The 19,891-nt window shown below is 63.6% G+C and carries 16 protein-coding genes; 10 read left to right on the top strand and 6 right to left on the bottom strand.

Translation table 11 applies throughout. The features are described from left to right. Window positions 1–56: 56 nt before the first annotated feature. The 3 genes from AC07UK_RS27815 (at window position 57) to AC07UK_RS27805 (ending at window position 5,078) form a co-directional block, all read left to right on the top strand. Window positions 57–674, top strand: a complete 618-nt coding sequence (locus tag AC07UK_RS27815; RefSeq protein WP_436225198.1) for a TetR/AcrR family transcriptional regulator — start codon at window positions 57–59, stop codon at window positions 672–674. Between the two features lie 91 nt (window positions 675–765). Further along, window positions 766–1,962, top strand: a complete 1,197-nt coding sequence (locus AC07UK_RS27810; RefSeq protein WP_494686845.1) for an efflux RND transporter periplasmic adaptor subunit — start codon at window positions 766–768, stop codon at window positions 1,960–1,962. Then, window positions 1,959–5,078: an efflux RND transporter permease subunit gene (locus AC07UK_RS27805; protein ID WP_494686844.1), complete on the top strand. Its 3,120-nt coding sequence runs from the start codon at window positions 1,959–1,961 to the stop codon at window positions 5,076–5,078. Before AC07UK_RS27810 ends, AC07UK_RS27805 begins: the two co-directional genes overlap by 4 nt. A gap of 106 nt (window positions 5,079–5,184) precedes the next feature. On the opposite strand, the gene AC07UK_RS27800 is transcribed toward AC07UK_RS27805, so the two are convergent. Then, window positions 5,185–6,219, bottom strand: coding sequence for an XdhC family protein (locus AC07UK_RS27800; protein ID WP_436225195.1), 1,035 nt, complete (start codon window positions 6,217–6,219; stop codon window positions 5,185–5,187). Between the two features lie 90 nt (window positions 6,220–6,309). After that, on the bottom strand, window positions 6,310–7,677 hold the full coding sequence (locus AC07UK_RS27795) for an MFS transporter (RefSeq protein ID WP_436225194.1): 1,368 nt from the start codon (window positions 7,675–7,677) through the stop codon (window positions 6,310–6,312). A 357-nt stretch (window positions 7,678–8,034) separates the two neighbouring features. Between AC07UK_RS27795 and AC07UK_RS27790 the strand changes: the two genes are divergently transcribed. From AC07UK_RS27790 to AC07UK_RS27780, 3 genes are all read left to right on the top strand, one after another. Continuing rightward, on the top strand, window positions 8,035–8,649 hold the full coding sequence (locus AC07UK_RS27790; RefSeq protein WP_249221300.1) for a TetR/AcrR family transcriptional regulator: 615 nt from the start codon (window positions 8,035–8,037) through the stop codon (window positions 8,647–8,649). A 33-nt stretch (window positions 8,650–8,682) separates the two neighbouring features. Next, window positions 8,683–9,129, top strand: coding sequence for a winged helix-turn-helix transcriptional regulator (locus AC07UK_RS27785; protein ID WP_436225193.1), 447 nt, complete (start codon window positions 8,683–8,685; stop codon window positions 9,127–9,129). Window positions 9,130–9,207: 78 nt separating this feature from the next. Beyond that, window positions 9,208–9,915 (top strand): TetR/AcrR family transcriptional regulator, encoded by a 708-nt coding sequence (locus AC07UK_RS27780; RefSeq protein WP_436225192.1) that lies wholly within the window; start codon window positions 9,208–9,210, stop codon window positions 9,913–9,915. Window positions 9,916–9,931: 16 nt separating this feature from the next. On the opposite strand, the gene AC07UK_RS27775 is transcribed toward AC07UK_RS27780, so the two are convergent. The 4 genes from AC07UK_RS27775 to AC07UK_RS27760 form a co-directional block, all read right to left on the bottom strand. Beyond that, window positions 9,932–10,798, bottom strand: a complete 867-nt coding sequence (locus tag AC07UK_RS27775) for an FAD binding domain-containing protein (protein ID WP_494686843.1) — start codon at window positions 10,796–10,798, stop codon at window positions 9,932–9,934. Next, on the bottom strand, window positions 10,795–13,167 hold the full coding sequence (locus AC07UK_RS27770; protein WP_494686842.1) for a xanthine dehydrogenase family protein molybdopterin-binding subunit: 2,373 nt from the start codon (window positions 13,165–13,167) through the stop codon (window positions 10,795–10,797). The genes AC07UK_RS27775 and AC07UK_RS27770 overlap by 4 nt, the downstream gene beginning before the upstream one ends. A 1-nt stretch (window position 13,168) precedes the next feature. Beyond that, window positions 13,169–13,660, bottom strand: a complete 492-nt coding sequence (locus AC07UK_RS27765; RefSeq protein WP_492378100.1) for a (2Fe-2S)-binding protein — start codon at window positions 13,658–13,660, stop codon at window positions 13,169–13,171. Window positions 13,661–13,780: 120 nt separating this feature from the next. Next, entirely contained in the window at window positions 13,781–14,260 is a 480-nt protein-coding gene (locus AC07UK_RS27760; protein WP_494686841.1) for an SRPBCC family protein, read from the bottom strand. A gap of 481 nt (window positions 14,261–14,741) precedes the next feature. Here AC07UK_RS27760 and AC07UK_RS27755 point away from each other — a divergent pair, with 481 nt between their 5' ends. The 4 genes from AC07UK_RS27755 (at window position 14,742) to AC07UK_RS27740 (ending at window position 19,806) form a co-directional block, all read left to right on the top strand. Next, window positions 14,742–15,926, top strand: a complete 1,185-nt coding sequence (locus tag AC07UK_RS27755) for an acetyl-CoA C-acyltransferase (RefSeq protein WP_494686840.1) — start codon at window positions 14,742–14,744, stop codon at window positions 15,924–15,926. A 28-nt stretch (window positions 15,927–15,954) separates the two neighbouring features. Continuing rightward, window positions 15,955–16,746 carry an enoyl-CoA hydratase/isomerase family protein gene (locus AC07UK_RS27750; RefSeq protein WP_436225186.1) on the top strand — a complete coding sequence of 264 codons (792 nt, stop codon included), beginning with the start codon at window positions 15,955–15,957 and terminating at the stop codon, window positions 16,744–16,746. Between the two features lie 2 nt (window positions 16,747–16,748). Then, a complete protein-coding gene (locus AC07UK_RS27745; RefSeq protein ID WP_494686839.1) occupies window positions 16,749–18,686 on the top strand; it encodes an acyl-CoA synthetase in 1,938 nt (645 codons plus the stop codon). Between the two features lie 118 nt (window positions 18,687–18,804). Then, window positions 18,805–19,806 (top strand): tripartite tricarboxylate transporter substrate binding protein, encoded by a 1,002-nt coding sequence (locus AC07UK_RS27740; RefSeq protein ID WP_436225184.1) that lies wholly within the window; start codon window positions 18,805–18,807, stop codon window positions 19,804–19,806. Window positions 19,807–19,891: the final 85 nt, after the last annotated feature.

Genomic DNA, 19,891 nt, shown 5'->3' with positions numbered 1-19,891 from the left:
ATATTATAAAATGGTCACTGGTTGTCAACAGCCATCTGCAGCGTTAAGCTCGCTGCATGACTGAGACCACACCCACCGCCCTGCCGTCCCGAGGGCCCGCCGACCACAATGTCCGCTCCCAGATCCTGGAGGCGGCCACCGAGCACTTCAGCCTGTATGGCTACGAGAAGACGACGGTTTCCGACCTGGCCAAGGCGATCGGCTTTTCCAAGGCCTACATCTACAAGTTCTTCGATTCCAAGCAGGCGATCGGGGAAGTGATCTGCGCGAACTGCCTGTGCGCCATCACGGACGAGGTCGATGCAGCCATTGCCGACGTCCCGACCGCGTCGGAACGTCTGCGGCGCCTGTTCAAGGCCCTGGTGGAGGCCGGCGCCCGCCTTTTCTTCCAGGACCGCAAACTCTACGCCATTGCTTCGGCCGCAGCCCAGGAGCGGTGGCAGCCTGTTCTCAACTATGAGGACCACATCAAGCAAGTGGTCATGCGGATTGTTCTGGAAGGCCGCAAGTCAGGGGAGTTCGAGCGCAAGACACCACTGGACGAGACTGCCAGGGGCATCTATCTCGTCATGCGTCCATATATCGATCCGCTGCTGCTACAGCACAACCTCGATCTTGCCGCGGAAGCCCATGTCCAGCTTTCCAGCCTGATACTGCGCAGCCTCGCGCCTTAAGACGCACGTCGTCAGAGTATTCGCTTGTGACCATTGACTAAAATAGTCACTAGAACAATAATCCAGGTCCAGTCTCGCTTGAGAGGACCTTATGCTTCAGCGCCGATTTGCCTCATCCGCCGCCGCGTGCGTGTTGCCACTTGTATTGGCCGCTTGCGGCGATACAGCGCCCCCCGATCCGCGCAGCCAGCCGCCGCTGGTCAGAATCGGGACCGTTCAGGACCCGGCCGCCGCGACACGTTCATTCACGGGAACCGTTGCCGCCCGGGTCCAGGGCGACCTGGGCTTTCGTGTCTCTGGCAAAGTGCTGGAGCGTCTGGTCGATACCGGCCAGACCGTCAAGCGCGGCCAGCCGCTCATGCGCATCGACCCGAACGACCTGAAGCTGGCGGCGCACGCACAGCAGGAGGCAGTCGTCGCGGCGCGGGCACGGGCCAGGCAAACCGCGGAGGACGAGGCCCGGTATCGCGACCTGGTCGGGTCCGGCGCCGTATCGGCATCGTCCTATGACCAGATCAAGGCCGCGGCGGAATCGGCCAGGGCACAGCTCAACGCAGCGGAAGCCCAGGCCGATGTGGCACGCAATGCAACTGGCTACGCGGTTTTGCTCGCTGATGCCGACGGCGTAGTCGTGGAGACGCTGGCCGATGCCGGACAAGTCGTCAACGCCGGCCAGGTCGTGGTACGCGTGGCGCATGCCGGCCGGCGCGAAGCCATCGTTCACCTGCCGGAAACCCTCCGGCCCCCGGTCGGTTCCTTAAGCCAGGCGACGCTATACGGCAATGACACATTGACCGTGCCGGCGAAACTCCGGCAGCTTTCTGACTCGGCGGACCGGCTGACCCGCACCTACGAAGCAAGGTATGTGCTCGAAGGCGCGCTGGCCGAGGCCCCGCTCGGCGCGACCGTTACCCTCCAGATTCCGGAAATCCGCCCATCGAAGCAAGGCGATCTGCAGGTACCCATCGGTGCCCTCTTCGATCCGGGCAAAGGTCCCGGCGTGTGGGTGCTGGACGAAAAACTCAACCGCGTCACCTGGCGCCCGGTGAAGGTCCGCGGTCTGGATGACGACGCCGCGCGTGTCGCGGGTGAACTCAGGGTTGGGGACCGGATCGTTGCCCTTGGCGCCCATCTTCTGCACGAAGGCGAGCAGGTCCGCATCGCAGCAAACGGAAGCGGAAGCGGAAGCGGAAGCGGAAGCGGAAGCGGAAGCGGAAGCGGAAGCGGAAGCGGAAGCGGAAGCGGAAGCGGAGCCAACACTATTCCTGGTCATGGAGTGCAGCAATGAGTGGGTTCAATCTTTCGGCACTCGCTGTCCGTGAACGGTCTGTCACGCTGTTCCTGATCATCCTGGTGTCGCTGGCAGGCGTTATCGCCTTCTTCCAGCTGGGCCGGGCGGAAGATCCCGCCTTCACGGTGAAAACCATGACCGTCATCACGGCCTGGCCGGGAGCGACGGCGCAGGAGATGCAGGACCAGGTGGTGGAAAGGCTGGAGAAGCGCATGCAGGAACTGCGCTGGTATGACCGCACGGAAACCTACACGCGACCTGGCCTGGCGTTCACCACAGTGACCCTGCTCGATAGCACACCGCCTTCGGAGGTCCAGGAAGAGTTCTATCAGGCGCGCAAGAAACTCAGGGACGAGTCGGGTAGCCTGCCTGCCGGCGTGATCGGCCCGATCGTAAACGACGAGTATTCGGACGTGACCTTCGCCCTGTTTGCGTTGAAGGCGAAAGGCGAGCCACAGCGGGTGCTGGTCCGCGACGCCGAAACGCTGCGGCAGCGCCTTTTGCACGTCGCGGGTGTGAAGAAGGTGAACATCATCGGGGAACAGTCCGAACGTATCTTCGTTTCCTTTTCCCATGATCGCCTGGCCACCTTGGGTATCTCGCCACAGGACATCTTCTCCGCCCTGAACAGCCAGAACGCCCTCACGCCGGCCGGCTCGATCGACACCTCGGGTCCCCAGGTTTTCATTCGCCTCGACGGCGCCTTCGACAAACTGCAGAAGATCCGCGACACGCCAGTGGTGGCGCAGGGTCGGACGCTCAAGCTTTCGGATGTCGCCACGGTTGAACGCGGCTATGAGGATCCGGCGACCTTCCTGATCCGCAACAATGGCGAGCCCGCACTGCTGCTGGGCATCGTCATGCGCGACGGCTGGAACGGCCTGGACCTGGGCAAGGCGCTGGATACGGAAGTGTCAGGAATCAATGAAGCGTTGCCGCTGGGCATGAGCCTGACCAAAGTGACCGACCAGTCCGTCAACATCAGCGCATCGGTCGATGAGTTCATGGTCAAGTTCTTTGTCGCCCTGCTGGTGGTGCTGGCGGTGTGTTTCCTGAGCATGGGCTGGCGCGTCGGCATTGTCGTGGCAGCGGCTGTGCCGCTGACGCTGGCCGCAGTGTTCGTCGTCATGGCGGCCACTGGCAAGAACTTTGACCGCATTACCCTGGGCGCGCTGATCCTTGCGCTGGGACTGCTGGTGGACGATGCCATCATCGCGATCGAGATGATGGTGGTCAAGATGGAGGAAGGCTACAGCCGCGTTGCCGCCTCCGCCTATGCCTGGAGCCACACTGCCGCGCCGATGCTGTCCGGCACGCTGGTGACGGCGGTGGGCTTCATGCCCAACGGCTTTGCCCGTTCCACGGCCGGCGAATACACCAGCAACATGTTCTGGATCGTGGGCATTGCACTGGTCGTGTCCTGGATCGTCGCCGTCGCCTTCACGCCTTATCTGGGCGTCAAGATGCTGCCTGAGATCGGCAAGGCCGAAGGCGGCCACGATGCCATCTACGGCACCTTGAACTACAACCGCTTCCGACGCCTGCTAGGGCGCGTCATCCAGCGCAAATGGATCGTGGCCGCCGTCGTGGTTGGCAGCTTTGTGGTGTCCGTGCTGGGCATGGGCATGGTGAAAAAGCAATTCTTCCCGACTTCCGACCGCCCCGAGGTGCTGGTCGAAGTCCAGATGCCTTATGGCACTTCCATCGCCCAAACCAGCGCGGCCACGTCCAAGGTGGAAGCGTGGCTCGCCAGGCAGGCAGAGGCGAAGATCGTGACGGCCTACATCGGCCAGGGCGCGCCCCGGTTTTATCTCGCCATGTCGCCCGAGCTGCCGGATCCCTCCTTTGCAAAGATCGTGGTGCGGACTGAGAACCAGGACGAACGCGAGGCACTGAAGCTCAGGCTGCGCCAGGCGATCGCCACCGGACTGGCGCCGGAGGCCCGCGTGCGCGTCAATCAACTGGTATTCGGTCCTTACTCGCCCTTCCCGGTGGCATTCCGCGTCGCGGGGCCGGATCCGGACAAGCTGCGTGCCATTGCGGCGGACGTGCGCCGGGTGATGGATGCCAGCCCACAGATGAGAACCGTCAATACCGACTGGGGACCACGCGCGCCCGCCTTGCACTTTACGCTGCAGCAGGATCGGCTGCAGGCCGTCGGCCTGACTTCCAGCGGCGTCGCCCAACAATTGCAGCTTCTCCTCAACGGCCTGCCGGTCACCGAAGTCCGCGAGGACATTCGCTCGGTGCAGGTCCTTGCTCGCGCCGCGGGAGACATACGCCTGGACCCGGAGAAGATTTCCGGCTTCACGTTGATCGGTGCGGCAGGACAGCGCATTCCGCTCTCGCAGGTAGGCACCGTCGATGTGCGTATGGAAGACCCGATCCTGCGCCGGCGCGACCGAACGCCTACCATTACGGTGCGCGGCGACATCGCCGAGGGGCTGCAGCCACCCGATGTGTCCGCGGCCGTCCTGCAGCAACTGCAACCGATCATCGCCAGGCTGCCGGCCGGCTACCGGATCGAGCAGGCAGGCGCCACCGAGGAATCCGACAAGGCCACCAAGGCCCTGCTGCCGCTGTTCCCGATCATGCTTGCCCTGACCTTGCTGATCATCATCCTGCAAGTGCGTTCGATCTCAGCCATGGTCATGGTGCTTGCCACCAGCCCGCTGGGACTGATCGGCGTAGTCCCGACCTTGCTGCTGTTCCGGCAGCCATTCGGCATCAACGCCCTGGTCGGCCTGATCGCACTGTCTGGCATCCTGATGCGCAACACGCTGATCCTGATCGGGCAGATACACCAGAACAAGCGCGCGGGACTGGCGCCGTTCGACGCTGTTGTCGAAGCCACGGTGCAACGTGCCCGGCCAGTGATCCTGACCGCGCTGGCGGCTATCCTGGCCTTTATACCGTTGACGCATTCAGTGTTCTGGGGGACGCTGGCTTACACGCTGATCGGCGGCACCTTCGCCGGCACGGTGCTGACGCTGGTGTTCCTGCCAGCGATGTATGCCATCTGGTACCGGATCAGGATGCCTGCCGCTGCGAACGAGATGACACCCGCCGATATGAACGACAGCGGCGCGAACACGCCCGCGGCCACCACTTGATCCGGCAAGCCGCGGCCGTCAGCGCAAGGCCGCGGCCGGTTGGTGGCGACAAAAGGCAGTGTGGGCGCTACCGCGCCCACACTGCATGCGAGGCGCCGGGGCGCCGTTACGCATCGACCGATATCGCGCATGCGCCGCTGGTATCTGCCGGCACCTCCCGTACGGACTTGGCACGTTCGACCCTCAGGTCATCGGGCAAGCGGACGTGGTTGCGCGCTGCCACCACCTCGGCAAGGATCGAAATGGCGATTTCCGGCGGCGTACGGCTGCCGATATAGATGCCGGCCGGGCCATGCATACGGGCCAGTTGCTGGCTGGTCAGGTCGAATTCCTTCAGGCGTTCGCGGCGCGCCTGGTTGTTGCGACGCGAGCCCAGCGCACCGACGTAGAAGGCCCGGGTGCGCAGCGCCTCCATCAGCGCCAGGTCGTCGAGCTTGGGGTCGTGTGTCAGCGCAACCACCGCACAGCGTTCGTCCAAGGCCATCTCCACCACCGTGTCATCCGGCATGGTGCGCACCATGGTAATGCCGGGAACGGCCCAGGACTCGGTATATTCTTCGCGCGGATCGCACACGGTCACATCGAAGCCGAGCCCGACGGCGATCTCACAGAGATACTTCGAAAGCTGCCCGGCGCCAATCACCAGCATGCGATAGCGTGGCCCATGGACGGTTGACAGCGACTTGCCGTCAAAGGTCAGGCCATCAGCGGCCGCCGCCGGCCCAAGCGTCGCGATGCCGGTGGCGATATCGAGCGTACGTGTCACCAGTCGGCCGCCCTCCACCGCCTGCAGCAATTCGCGCAATCCGCTCGCCGCAGATACCGGCTCCGCCACCAATTCGATGGTTCCGCCACAGGGTAAGCCAAACCGGTGTGCTTCCTCGGCGCTGACGCCGTACCGGATCACCTCGGGACTACCGCAGCGAATGCCTTCGCGGCGGGTTCGGTCAATGATGTCGTCCTCAATGCAGCCGCCCGACACCGAACCCACTACCAGGCCGTCGTCGCGCACGGCCAGCATCGCGCCGGCCGGCCGTGGCGACGAACCCCAGGTATGAACGACCGTCACCAACAGGCAACGGTGTCCTTGCTCGTCCCAGCGAACACTGCTTCTCAAGACTTCGAGATCCACGCTTTCCATGATTCTTCCTGCCGTCCAGCCTGCATCCGCTGCCCCGGGTCAAACGTAGCAGGCCGAGGTCCAGTCAATAACCCGGGGCCAGGCGCCAGATCACGCTTCGCTGGCAACGGTTGCTTGCTCCGACGGCTTCGCCGCGCCCGCCCTTCCCTTCGCGGCGACCGCGATGGCCGCAAGCAAGGATGGCACGGCGAGGATGCTGAGGATCGAGCTCATGCCCAGGCCAAACTGCAGCAGCGTGCCACCGGAAACGGCTCCGAGGACACCACCGAAACGCCCCATACCAAGCATCCAACCTACCCCGCAGGCACGGCCCTGGGTCGGATAGAACGAAGCCGCCAGCGCGGGCATGGATACCAGGCCGGCCCCCATGAACAGCCCGGCGATCGGCGTCAGCAGCACCAGGTATGCACCACTGGTCGCGTGTCCCATCGCCAGCGTGAATACGGCGGTGAAGAAATAGGCGAAGCCGATGACGCAATGGGCATTGATGCGATCCATCAGCCAGCCGCAAGCCATGGCGCCCAGCGTGCCGCCGAGCGGGAACAGCGCAGCGATCAAGGAGGCCTCCGCCAGGGTCGCACCGGCTTCCCTGACAAGGGTCGGCATCCAGCTGGTCACCAGGTAGAAGACCAGTACACCCATGAAATAGGTGGTCCAGAGCATGAACGTTCCCATCCGATATTTTTGCGACAGGATGAGCCCGAGCGGCGAGCGCAACTTGTCGGCCTGATCATCCGGCAAGGTGAACCGCGACGCGTGGACTTCCGCGGGACCTGCCAGCCGTCTCAACACCGTTCTGATCTTCTGCGCCGGCCAATCGCGCAGCACCATGAACCGGATCGATTCCGGCAGTGCAAGCGCAATGATGGCAAGGACCAGGGGGACTATTCCGCCGACGATGAACACGCTGCGCCATCCGAATGCGGGAATGATGACCGCCGCCAGGAAGCCACCGCCCGCGGCGCCAAGCGTAAAGCCGCAAAACATGCTGTTCACCAGGAAGGCCCGACGCCTGGCGGGGGCGTACTCGGCCAGCAGCGTGGTCGCGTTGGGAATCGCGGCACCTAGCCCCATACCCGTCAGGAAGCGCCAGCAGGACAGCTCTGCAGCGGATATAGCGGACGCAGTGGCGAGGCTGAACAGACCAAAGGCCGCCACCGATACGATGAGCACAGGCTTGCGTCCGAACCGGTCCGCACAGGGTCCGGCGACCAGCGCGCCGAGCGCAAGGCCAACCAGCGAAGCGCTCAGCACATTGCCCAGCACCAGCCTCGAAACGCCCCACTCCGTGGTCAACGATGGCGCCACATAGCCGATTGCAGCCGTGTCGAAGCCATCCGCCGCCACCACCAGAAAGCAAACAATAAGCAGCATCCATTGATAGGGCGAGAATCTCTGGTTGTCGATGAATGCCTGGACATCTATGGTCCCCGGCGAGCTGGATTGCTGTGGTTTCATGCACTTTGTCTCCGTTATCTGAGCACGTGGCTCCATGTCATTGATGGTTTTCTCTGCTCGTGAACCTTGCGCGCCGCCCTCGCATTCCTCTCCCTCCCTTTCAAGGCAGCGCTTATGAAATGATGGTCGTCATATAACATGACGAACGGTCGCAGTGGCCATGACGCTCCCAGTCAAGCGATTGCCACACCCGCCTATGTATCCAGCGTCTACATGCTAGTCAGGCGGACCGGCATGGTCAAGGAGGAACACGCTGCTGCTGCCTTGGTGCTATCCCTAGTGAATCACGTGGCGCGCGCCCGTTGGCCCCCACATGTAACGACGCGGCCGACAACCCCGCGGCAAGCACCCGATGCAATGATGATCGTAATGTTATATATTGCAGAGACACACACGCCCGACTCTTCCTGTCACCTGATCATGCGCTACTCGCTCGACCAAAAGGCTGAAACCCACAAGCACATCGTCAAGGCTGCCTCGACGCAATTCCGCAAGCACGGTGTCAACGGCATCGGCGTAGCCCAGTTGATGAAGAGCGCCGGCCTGACCCATGGGGGGTTTTACGCGCACTTCGAGTCCAAGGACGCCCTGGTTGCCGAGGCCATCGACGCAGCCTTCGACCAGACCATGGAACTCCTGCAAGAGGCGACGTCGGTGGCATCGCCCAGGCAGCGCAGGCAAGCCGTCGTGCAGGCGTATGTGAACAAAAGGCACCGCGACCATCCCGGATCGGGTTGCGCCATCGCGGCGCTCGGTGCCGATGTGTCGCGCCTGGATACCAAGACGCGGCGGCGTTTCGAGGCGCGCGTGACATCGCTCATCGAAGCCATTGCAGGGGGCGATGATGAGACAGCACGCAAGGACGCCATTGTCACGCTGGCGGCCATGGTCGGCGGCATGGTGCTGGCGCGCTCCGTGCGCTCGGAAGCGCTATCCACCGAGATTCTGGACGCACTCCAGACCTCCCTGTAGTGCGGCCGCCCTTGCACCAGCGCCGGAGCCGATATGAGCCAATCCCGCTTCCTCAAGATGCCATGTCCCGTTGCACATGCCTCGGCGGTGCTGGGCGAGCGCTGGGTCATCCTGATCCTGCGTGAAGCGTATTACGGGGCGACGCGATTCGAGGAGTTCGAGCGCCGGCTCGGCATTGCTTCCAACATCCTGAGCGCCAGGCTTCAGGCAATGACCGATCATGGCCTGCTGATACGCAGGCCGATCGAAGGCAGCACACGCTGCGCCTACTTCCTGAGCGACAGCGCACGCGATTTCCTGCCGACCTACCTGAGCCTCAAGGCGTGGGCAGAGCGATGGGTGGCGGAACCGAAGCGGCGCGCCAAGCTTTTCGTGGACAAGCACACGGGAAACGAGATCGTGGCGCCACCATTGACGCGCGCCGATGGATCGCCTATCCCCTTCGAAGACGTCCAGGTCATCGACGCCCAGATGCGGTAGCTGCCAGCTGCCGTCCGCGGGTCACCGGATGGGTTAGCGCTAATATGGAGGCCTGACGACATCGCGACCCGCCATTTCATGACCACCTCCACCACGCGCCCGGCCCGCCAAAGCTATCACCATGGCAACCTGCGGGAAGAAATGATCCGCTGTGGCCGGGAAATCCTGGCTCTCAAGGGCGTCCATGGACTGACCCTTCGCTCCGCCGCAAAGCTGGCCGGGGTCTCGCACGGCGCGCCGCGCAATCAGTTTGCCGACAAGGAGGGCCTGCTTGCCGCCATCGCCGCCGAAGGATTCCGTGAACTGGTCGCGGTGCGGCGGGCCCGGCTCTCGCCGGAGATGAGCGCCGAGGCGCGGCTGCTCACGATCATGGACGGCTATATCGAGTTCGCCGTCAAGCATCCCGCGCTTTTCTACCTGATGTTCGGGCCGCAGATCGAGGACAAGGAGAGGTACCCCGAACTGCTGGAGGCGGGCAGCGCGTCTTACCAGCTCCTGTCGGGTGCAGTCCAGGACTATTTCCGGGAAAACAATCTTGCCGAGCAGTTCGACGACATGATGGTGCGCTGCGCGTGGTCGGCCATGCACGGCGTGAGCATGTTCTTCAGTGCCAAGCCGACCGGACCCAGCCCGCGCCCGCGCGTCGCGCTGGCCCAATGGCGCCAGAGCGTACAGCAATTCGTGCTGACCGGCCTGTTGGCAGCAGGCCAGAACAAGGCCGCGGCGGCTACCGATGCCGCCGCAAGCAAACCGAAGGCGAGGTCACGCAGCGCAGCGCGGGCGTAAGCCTCCCCCCGGAGTTTCAGTCTCCGCGGCGCGGCTCCAGCGCATCGACCAGCGCCCGCTTCAGCATCACCCGGCCAAGCTGCAGCCGGTATGCCCCATCGGCGAAGTTGTCCTCCAGCGGCGTCACGTTGGTGAACGTGGCGTCGACAATGGCATCGACCTTGTCCGGCAGGTCGGCGAAGCTGCCTTCCAGCAAAGCCCCCGCCTCCCAGGCGCGGAATGCCGCATCCGCAACGCCAGTGATGGCAATCCGTCCCCAGGTATAGCCATCTTTTGCAACGTTGATGGCAACGGCCGCCGCAGCCACCGCATAGCCCGACGACGGATGACGGAACTTGCGGTATGCAACCCGGCCCGGTGCCGGCAATGACACATGAATGCGCGTAAGGACCTCGTCCGGCTCAACGGCTGTGGACATGAAGCCGGCAAAGAACTCGTGCGCGGGAATGCGCCTGCTGCCTTGCCCGCCTGCCACTTCCATTTCGGCATCCATCGCAAGCGCGACCGCCGGCCAGTCGGCCGACGGATCGGCGTGCACCAGCGCGCCACCGATCGTGCCACGGTTCCTGACTGTCGGGTCGGCAATCACTGTGGCGGCGAGTGGGAACAGCGGGGCCAGCTGCTTCAGTTCCGCGCTCGCCTCCAGTTCGGCGTGGGTCGTGGCGCTGCCGATGGAAACGGAGTCCTCATGGACCACGATGCCACGAAGTTCAGGCAGGCGACCGATATCCACCAGCAGTCCAGGCCTCGCCAGCCTCAGCTTCATCATCGGCAATAGCGTATGACCCCCGGCCAGGATCTTCGCCTCGGGGTTTTGGGCAAGGATGGAAAGTGCCTGTTGCACGCTGCTCGCCCTGAGGTATTCGACTTCGTACGGAATCATGTCGCGCTCCGGCTCTCTTGGATGGCTCGCCAGACTTTCGGCGGCGTCAGCGGCATATCGAGATGGGATATGCCAAATGGCTTCAGTGCATCGCATACCGCGGCGACGATCGCGGGCGGCGCACCGACGCAACCCGCCTCCCCGATACCTTTGACGCCGAGCGGATTCGACGGCGCCGGAGAGACATGGAAGCCGGTGCGCATGCGGGGGATCTGCTCGATACGCGGAAAGCCGTAGTCAAGCAGCGAGCCGGACAGCAGTTGCCCGGAGTCGTCGTACGTGGCTTCTTCGAACAGGGCCTGGCCGATGCCCTGTGCGATGCCACCGTGCATCTGGCCATGGCAAAGCATCGGGTTGATCATCACGCCCACGTCGTCGACTGCCACATAGTCCAGGATCGTCACCACCCCGGTCTCCGCATCGACCTCCACGACCACGGCATGGCAGCCATTCGGCGCACCCAGGGCGACCGGCTCATAGAAGACGCGCTCATCCAGCCCTGCTTCGAAATCCCGGGGCAGCTTGTGCGCAAGGTATGCCATCCTTGCGACCTGCGAGAACGGGATGACGGTCGGATTTGCCGTGCTCGAGAAATGGCCATCTGCATAGTGCACGTCCTCTTCCGGGATTTCGAGCATGAAGGCGGCGATCCGCCTTGCCCTGGCGAGAATCTTGCCCGCTGCCACATAGGCAGCGCTGCCGCCTACGGGCATGGAGCGTGAATTGAACGTGCCATGACCCGCCAGCACGCGATCCGTATCGCCCTGCACGACATCGACATCTTCCATCGGCAGTTGCAGGGCTTCCGCAACGATCTGCGCGAAGCTGGTGGCATGGCCGTGGCCTTGCGGCATCGAGCCGCTGAACAGCGTGACCTTGCCGTCGGAATGCACGCGGATATGCGCGCTCTCCCAGCCGCCGCGATTGAACCCGACCTTTTCCAGCATCGGCGAAATGCCCATGCCGACCAGCTCGAGATAGCAGGTCACCCCGATGCCGATGTATTTGCCCTGCTCGCGCAGCGCCACCTGCTCCTCACGCCAGCGCCGGTAGCCGATCAGCTCGGTCGCCTTGTTCAGGCAGGCTTCGTAGTCGCCGGAGTCCCATTTGCCGCGCGCGCCGTCATGCGGCAAATAGGGAAACTGATCGGGCTGCACCAGGTTGCGGCGCCGCAACTCGACCGGATCCATGTCCAGCTCCCCCGCTACAGCGTCCATCAGCCGCTCGATGATGTATGCGGCTTCTGGCCGTCCGGCGCCGCGATAGGCATCGACCGGCGTGGTATTGGTTGTCACCAGATTCACTTCCGCGTCGACTGACGTTATCTGGTAGTTGCCCGTGATGTAGTTGACCGTATTGATGGTAGGGATCCCCGTCGCCATGTTCGAAAGGTAGGCGCCGAGGTTGGCGAACGACCGCAAGCGGATCCCCAGCACTTTGCCGTCGCTGGTAACGGGCGCCTCCACATACTCGGTATGCGCGCGGCCATGGGTGGTCGCGACGAAGTTCTCGCTGCGCGTCTCCGTCCAGCTCACCGGAAGCCCGAAATGTCTGGAGGCGAACGCCACCAGCACCTCTTCCGCATAGAAGTGCATCTTTGCGCCGAATCCGCCACCGATATCGGGCGCCACGATCCGGACCCGGTGCTCGGGCCAGCGCAGGGTCTCCGCCAGCCAGCGTCTCGACATATGCGGAACCTGGGTCGGGACGATAAACGTCAGGCGCTCGTCGACCGGGTCGAAGTTCGCGCACAAGGCGCGCGGTTCGAGCGGGCTTGGAATCAGCCGCTGGTTCACCAGGCGGATCGAGACCACCCGGTCGGCCCGTTTCAATGCATCCTCGTAGCTGCCGCCTTTGAGCCGGAATACGCCGATGCGATTGCCGGGCACGTTATCGTGAAGCTGGGGCGCGGTGTCTGACAGCGCTGCTTCCGCATCGACGACAGGTGGCAACGCTTCGTAACCGACTGCGACCAGTTCCGCGGCGTCCGCGGCAATCTCGCGGGTCCGGGCCACCACCATCGCCACGGCTTCCCCTACGTACCGCACCCGCTCGGCCGCAAGCGGAGGATGCGGCGGCACCTTCGAATTGCCCACGACCCAGTTCGGCCGGATGTCGCCAACCTTGCCCTGGATGTCCGCATAGGTCAGAACACCGATCACGCCGGGAAGCGCGCGCGCGGCCGAGGTATCGATCTCGCTGACAACGGCATGGGCATAGGGCGATCTGACGAAGGCCGCGAAGACCATGCCCGGGAACTGGTGGTCATCCGTAAACCTGCCCTGGCCGCTCATCAGGCGCTTGTCCTCACGGCGGCTGACCGACTTGCCAATGTACTTCGTTGCACTTCCGTTCAGTGCTTCGCTCATCTCAGGCCTCCTCATGTGTGGCGGACGGCGTTCGCTGCAGCCGGGTCGCGGCAAGAAGAACAGCATCGACGATGTTCTGATACCCGGTGCAGCGGCACAGGTTGCCGTGCAGCGCTTCCCTGACATCGCTTTCGGCCGGCGCAGGCTGGTGCGCAAGCAGCGCTCGTGCCGCAAGCAGCATTCCCGGCGTACAGAAGCCACACTGCAAGCCATGAAGTTCGTTGAAGGCTTGCTTGAGCACGGCTGTCGTGTGGTCGTGCTCCATGCCTTCAATCGTGTGCAGCTCGCAGCCGTCAGTCTGGGCGGCAAGTACGGTGCACGACTTCACGGTCGTTCCGTCGACAAGCACCGTGCAGGCTCCGCACTGGGAGGTGTCGCAACCGATGTGAACGCCGGTCAGGCGTTTCTGGTCCCGCAACAAGTGCACCAGCAGCCGCCTTGGCTCTATCTCGGTGGTACCTGTTACGCCATTGATGGTGTTTTCAATTTTCACAGTCGCCTCTGTGTCTCCGTTAGCACCTTCAGCATCGGCACCCGTGGTGCCTATAGTATTACGATCATCATACTAAAGGGGCAAAAAAAATTCCGGTGTTCTTCCCAGAGCTGCCGAAGCTCATTCAGCGGAAGTTGCCAGCGAACCACCGGGACTTGCCTCCTGGCTTACCAGCTTTTCAAAGCGGGAAAAGAACTCCGCCAGGAACTTGTTCGCCACTGAACCCACCAGACGGGACCCGATCTGTGCGAGCTTTCCTCCCATCTGCGCTGCGGCCACGTAGTGCAGGGAAGTGCCGCCCTCGACGTCTTCCAGACGGATATCGGCGCCCAGCTTGCCGAATCCCGCGACGCCACCGCTGCCGCTGCCTTCGATGTGATAGCCGATGCCCTCCTGGTGGCCGGTAAATCGGGCCGTGCCCTTGAAGCGTGCCTTGATCGGTCCGACGGCCGCCACGATGACTGCGTCATAGTCTCCGTCATCCGCCTGCTGGTATTGCTCACATCCCGGCAAACACCGCTGGAATGTCGCCGGATCGTTCAAACGTTTCCAGACCTCTGCCCTGGAAGCCTTGATTACCTGTGCGCCAGTAAATTCCAATGTTTCCCCCTTTCGGTTTCTGCTACTTCCGTCACAGCGGCCGGCCCGAAACCGCGAACCTCCGCGCCGCTTCGTCACCGCATGGCCGAACATCAATCTATCCAGCGTCTATATCGTAGGGAGCGCGTCAGCGAGCGTCAAGGAACGGGAAGCCATTTACGCCTAGTGGTAACCCTAGCAACGAAAGCCCTTTCGCTCATCTGGCTGGCACTGCAGTGCCCATACAGGAACAGGCTGGTAAACCCGAAATTGCCCAAAGACTTCTTGACGCGGCCAAGACCGCAATCCTAGGATGTAGACAGTGGATACACCGAGCACCAACACCGACCGCGACTAGCGCGGCAAGGCAGGCCAGGCGTCCAGCCCTTTCAACCCTGCCCACCTTTGTTTCAGTCCCCGGCGCACGCTCCAATGTATCCACTGTCTATATTCGATTCAGCCGACTTAGAACGCCGGCCCCATCCACGTCAAAGGAGAACCCATGTCTCGTGCAGTGATCGTTTCATTTGCCCGCACCCCGATCGGCAAAGCCACCCGAGGCGCCTTCAACATGACCCATGGCGCAACCATGGCCGGTCATGCCATTCAGCATGCCGTCCAGCGTGCGGGGATTGACGGCGCGGAAGTCGAGGACATCATCTTCGGCTGCGGCCAGCCCATCGCCGCCACCGGTGGCAACGTCGCCCGGCAAGGCGGCATCCGCGCGGGCCTGCCGGTGTCCGTCAGCGGCACGACACTGACCCGCTTCTGCGCGTCCGGCTTGCAGGCAGTCGCCTTTGCCGCACAGCGTGTGCTGATCGACAAGGTGCCGGTAATGGTGGCGGGTGGCGTCGAATCGATCAGCCTGTCACAACCGGTCACGCTGAAGGTTGCCCAGCAGGAAGCGTGGCTGGCCAAGAATCGCCCCGATGTTTACCTGCACATGATCGATACGGCCGAAATCCTCGCCGAGCGCTACGGCATGTCGCGGCAGCGCTCCGACGCGTTCGCGCTGCGCAGCCAGCAACTTACTGTGGCAGCTCAGAAGGCCGGCCGCTTCGCGGAGGAAATCGTTCCGCTGGCAACGGTCAAGTCGGTGAAGGACAAGGTGACCGGCGAGACGTCGACGGCGGAGTTCCTGCTCGAGGCGGACGAAGGTGTCCGTGCCGACACCACGCTGGCAGGACTGAGCGTGCTGCCTGCCGTAAAGGGCGAGGGTTACCAGGTGACGGCCGGCAATTCGAGCCAGTTGTCTGACGGGGCCGCGGCGCTGGTGGTGATGTCCGAACGCGAGGCCGAACGGCGTGGCCTGGAACCGCTGGGCTACTTCGTCAGCCTGGCCACCGCTGGGGTGGAGCCGGACGAAATGGGCGTCGGCCCGGTCCGCGCAGTCCCGCGCCTGCTCGAACGCAACGAGCTTTCCATCGATGACATCGACCTGTGGGAACTCAACGAAGCCTTTGCCTGCCAGGCGCTGTATTGCATTGACCAGCTTGGCTTGCCGCTGGAGCGCGTCAACGTCAACGGCGGCGCGATTGCCGTCGGTCACCCGTATGGCATGACGGGCGCGCGCCAGGCCGGCCACATCTTGCTGGAAGGACGCCGCCGCAAAGCCAAGTATGGCGTCGTGACCATGTGTGCCGCCGGCGGCATGGGCGCGGCAGGCCTGTTCGAGTTCATCCACTAAGCATCCAAGAGAGACAACGGAGACACCGATGACCGACATCACCGAATACGACACCGTGTTTATCGACCGCGACGGTCCCTGCGCCGTCGTCACCATGAACCGGCTGGAAAAGTACAACGCGCTCAACACCGGGTTGCGCACCGACCTTTACGCGGCGCTGTCGTCGCTGATGACCGACCGGACGGTCCGAGGGATCGTTCTCTGGGGTGGCACCAAGGCCTTCGTGGCCGGCGGCGATATCCCTGAAATGCTGGCGCGCCGTCCGATTGAAGCCTTCGTCCCGACCAGCGGCGCGCCCGACCTGTGGGCGCTGATCCACCACAGCACCATCCCCGTGATCGCCGCCATTGCCGGGCCTTGCTTTGGCGGTGGCCTTGAGCTCGCGATGGCGTGCGACCTGCGCGTGGCTGCGGACAACGCCCAGCTCGGGCAGACCGAAACCAACGTTGGCCTGATACCGGGACGCGGGGGTACCCAGCGGCTGACCCGGCTGGTTGGCGCGACGCGCGCCAAGGAAATGATCTTTACCGGCGAAATCATCAAGCCGGACGAGGCTTACCGCATCGGCCTTGTCAACAAGGTGGTGCCTGCGGGCGAATTGCTGGCAGAGGCGAAGGCCTATGTGCACCGTATTGCCGAGAAGTCTCCGCACTCGATCGCGATGGCCAAGCTGATGATCAACAACGGCCAGGATGCCACGCTCGATACGGCGCTGATGCTGGAACAGCTGGCCTTTGCCACGCTCTTCAGCACGGAAGACATGCACGAAGGCGGCGCAGCGTTCCTCGACAAGCGCCGTCCGGTCTACCGGGGAGTCTGATCATGACCCAGCTCAACACACGTGTGCAGGCTGCGGCCACCCTCGCGCAACCAGACCCCTACCGCCCCCGGCTGACAGTGACCGCGCTTGCCGATATCCGGCGCTTCGAGCAGACACCGCTTTCCGACCGGCGCCTGCCCGACAGCACTTACGAGCTGCTGCGCCTGGCGCGCGACCGTGCGCCCGAGGCGCCCGCGCTGCATTACTTCACCTCCGGCGACGAGTTGGCCCGGTCGGTCACCATCACCCATGCGCAGATGTTCGGACGCATCACGCAGACCGCCAACCTGCTGCACTCGCTTGGCCTGGGTCCGGATGACGTCATCGGGGTGCTGATGCCCGTGACGCCAGAGTCGCAGTATGCGATCTGGGGCAGCGAAGCGACCGGCATCGCCTGCCCGGTCAACTGGATGCTGGAGCCCGAGATTATCGCGGCGCTGCTGCGCAATGCCGGAGCCAAGGCGGTGATCGCCTATGGCCCCGACCCGGATATCGAAGCCTGGAACAAGGCCATGCTGGTACGGCGTGAACTGCCTGACGTGAAGCACTGGATCAAGGCCGGCGGCGGTAAGGCAAGCGAGGAAGGTATCTTCGACCTCGACGCCAGCGTTGACCGTTTCGATGACGAGGCGCTTGACAGCAGACGGGTGTTCTCGCCGCAGGATACGGCTTCGATGTTCCATACCGGGGGCACCACCGGCACGCCCAAGCTTGCGCTGCACACGCATGGCAACGAAGTGTCGATGGCATGGGTCAGCGCGATGCAGATCGACGTGCAGCCTGAGGACGTACGCGTCTGCGGGGTGCCGATGTTCCACGTGACAGGGGTGCTTACCAATTGCCTGATGCCGCTGGCCCGCGGCGCATCGGTGGTGCTGCTGACGTCCAGCGGCTGGCGTGATCCCTCGGTGATCCGCAATCTCTGGCAGATCGTCGATCACTTCGGGGTCACCGCGCTGGGCATGGTCCCCAGCGTGGTCAACATGGCGCTGAATATTCCGATCGGCGACGCCGACATCAGCTCCCTCAAGGCGGCCAGCTGCGGTACGGCGCCGCTGTCGGTGGCCGTCGCCGAGGCGTTCGAGCAGAAGACCGGCGCGATGATCTTCGAGGGATACGGGCTGACTGAAGGCACCGCGCTCAGTGCAACCAACCCGCGCTATGGCCAGCGGCGCATCGGCTCGATTGGCCTGCCCATGGCCTACCAGGAGATGAAGGTCGTCAAGGTCGCCGCCGGACACATCCAGCGCGAATGCGAGCCGGGCGAACCTGGCATCGTGGTGGTGCGCGGTCCCAACGTCTTCGGCGGCTACCTGAACCCCGAGCAGAACAAGAGCATCTGGTTCGAAGGCGGCTGGTTCAATACGGGCGACCTGGGCTATGTGGACGAGGATGGCTACTTCTGGCTGACCGGCCGGGCCAAGGACCTGATCATCCGCGGCGGCAACAATATCGATCCGCGCATGATCGAAGAGGCGCTGTATCGGCACCCCGAGGTGTTCGATGCCGCCGCGGTCGGCCTGCCTGACGCGCATGCCGGTGAACTGCCGGTCGCGTATATCGCGCTCAGGCCGGGCAGCACCTTCCCGCTCGGCCGCATCAAGCACTACGCCTACGAGGTGATCCCGGAACGCGCCGCCGTGCCCAAGCAGTTCTACCTGGTCGACGCCATCCCCAAGACTGCCGTCGGCAAGATCCAGAAGAACACGCTGCGCAGCGACGCAGTACTGCGGGCGCAGCGGCAGATGCTTGCCGAGGTCAACGCGGATACGCCGGTGCCCCTGGTTGATATCCGTATCGAAGACCGGGGCGACCAGGGCATCCTGTCCACGCTGGTGCTGCCCGCCACCCTGAGCAACGAAGATCGGGAGATCGCGGTGGCAACCATCGGCAAGGCGTTCTCGACGCTGACCATCAAATACGCGGTGGTCTACGAATAGCCCGTTCACCGAAGCAGGGCCTCGCCAGAGGCAGTGCAGGCCGGCAGCGCCTCACCCCGACGTATCCGTCACCACGGGTATGAGCTGCCGGCTTGCAGAACCAATAATGGAGACAACCATGACTATCCAGCTTTCGCGCCGGCGCCTGCTGCAGGCGGCGTGCGGCGCCGTGCCGGCAATGCTTGTGCCATCCTTGCTGCGGGCTGAAGCGCCCTATCCGGGCAAGCCGATTGTCGTCAAGGTCGCATTTCCCGCTGGCGGCCCGGCGGACGATTCGATTCGCGCTGCGGCTGTTGTGATGAAGAGGAGCCTGGGGCAGAACGTCATTGCCGACAACCTTCCCGGCGCGAGCGGATCGATCTGCGCCATGAACGTGCTGCGCGGCGCCAACGATGGCTACACCTTGCTGGGCACGACCGGCATCGATTTCCTGGTCGCGCCACTTACCATCGCATCGGCGAAGTATTCGCCGGAGAAGTTCAGGCTGGCGGGCTTCAGCGGGATTTCGGACTTCATCCTGGTCTCGAATCCCTCGTTGTCGTTCAAGAACGTCGACGAGGTCATTGCCTACGCGAAGAACCCGAAGAACCGCCCGCTGTCGCTGGCGCATTGGGGCCCCGGCTCGGCACCCCACCTGGTCGGTGCCGACTTCCAGGCCCGCACCGGCGTGCGCTTCCTGGAAGTCCCCTACAAAGGCGCGGCGCCGGTCACCAGCGACATCGCCGGTGCACAGGTAGACCTGACTTTCATTCCCATGGGAGGTCCGACTTACGGGATGATCAAGGCCGGCCGCTTCCGGCCGATCGGTGTCGCCAGCAAGGCCCGGCATCCGTCGTTGCCCGATGTGCCGGCGCTGTCGGAATACAAGGACCTGGCCGACTTCGAGTACAGCCAGTGGGCGGGCGTGCTGGCTCCGCCGAATACACCGGATGCCGTGACGGCACGGGTGGTGGAGGCCATGAATGCGTGGGTGGGCAGCCCGGAAAACCGTACCCGGCGCGCCGTCAATCTCCAGCGCGCGATCGAGCCGATGACCATGGCCCAGGCGCAAGCTTTCCTGAGCAACGAACACGCCAAGCTGACCCGCATTGCCAGGAGCCTCAGGCTGGCCGGGCAATAAGAACCCGCTTCATTCTGAAACGGGTTCTTCTATGGGGGCGAGGTTGTCAAGCCCCTTCAGTATTGGATTTCAGTCGCAGGCATAT

Source organism: Cupriavidus sp. GW821-FHT07C08, from assembly GCF_059419025.1.
The sequence above is the reverse complement of the archived record's forward strand: the minus strand, read 5'-3'. Positions and strand labels throughout refer to the sequence as shown.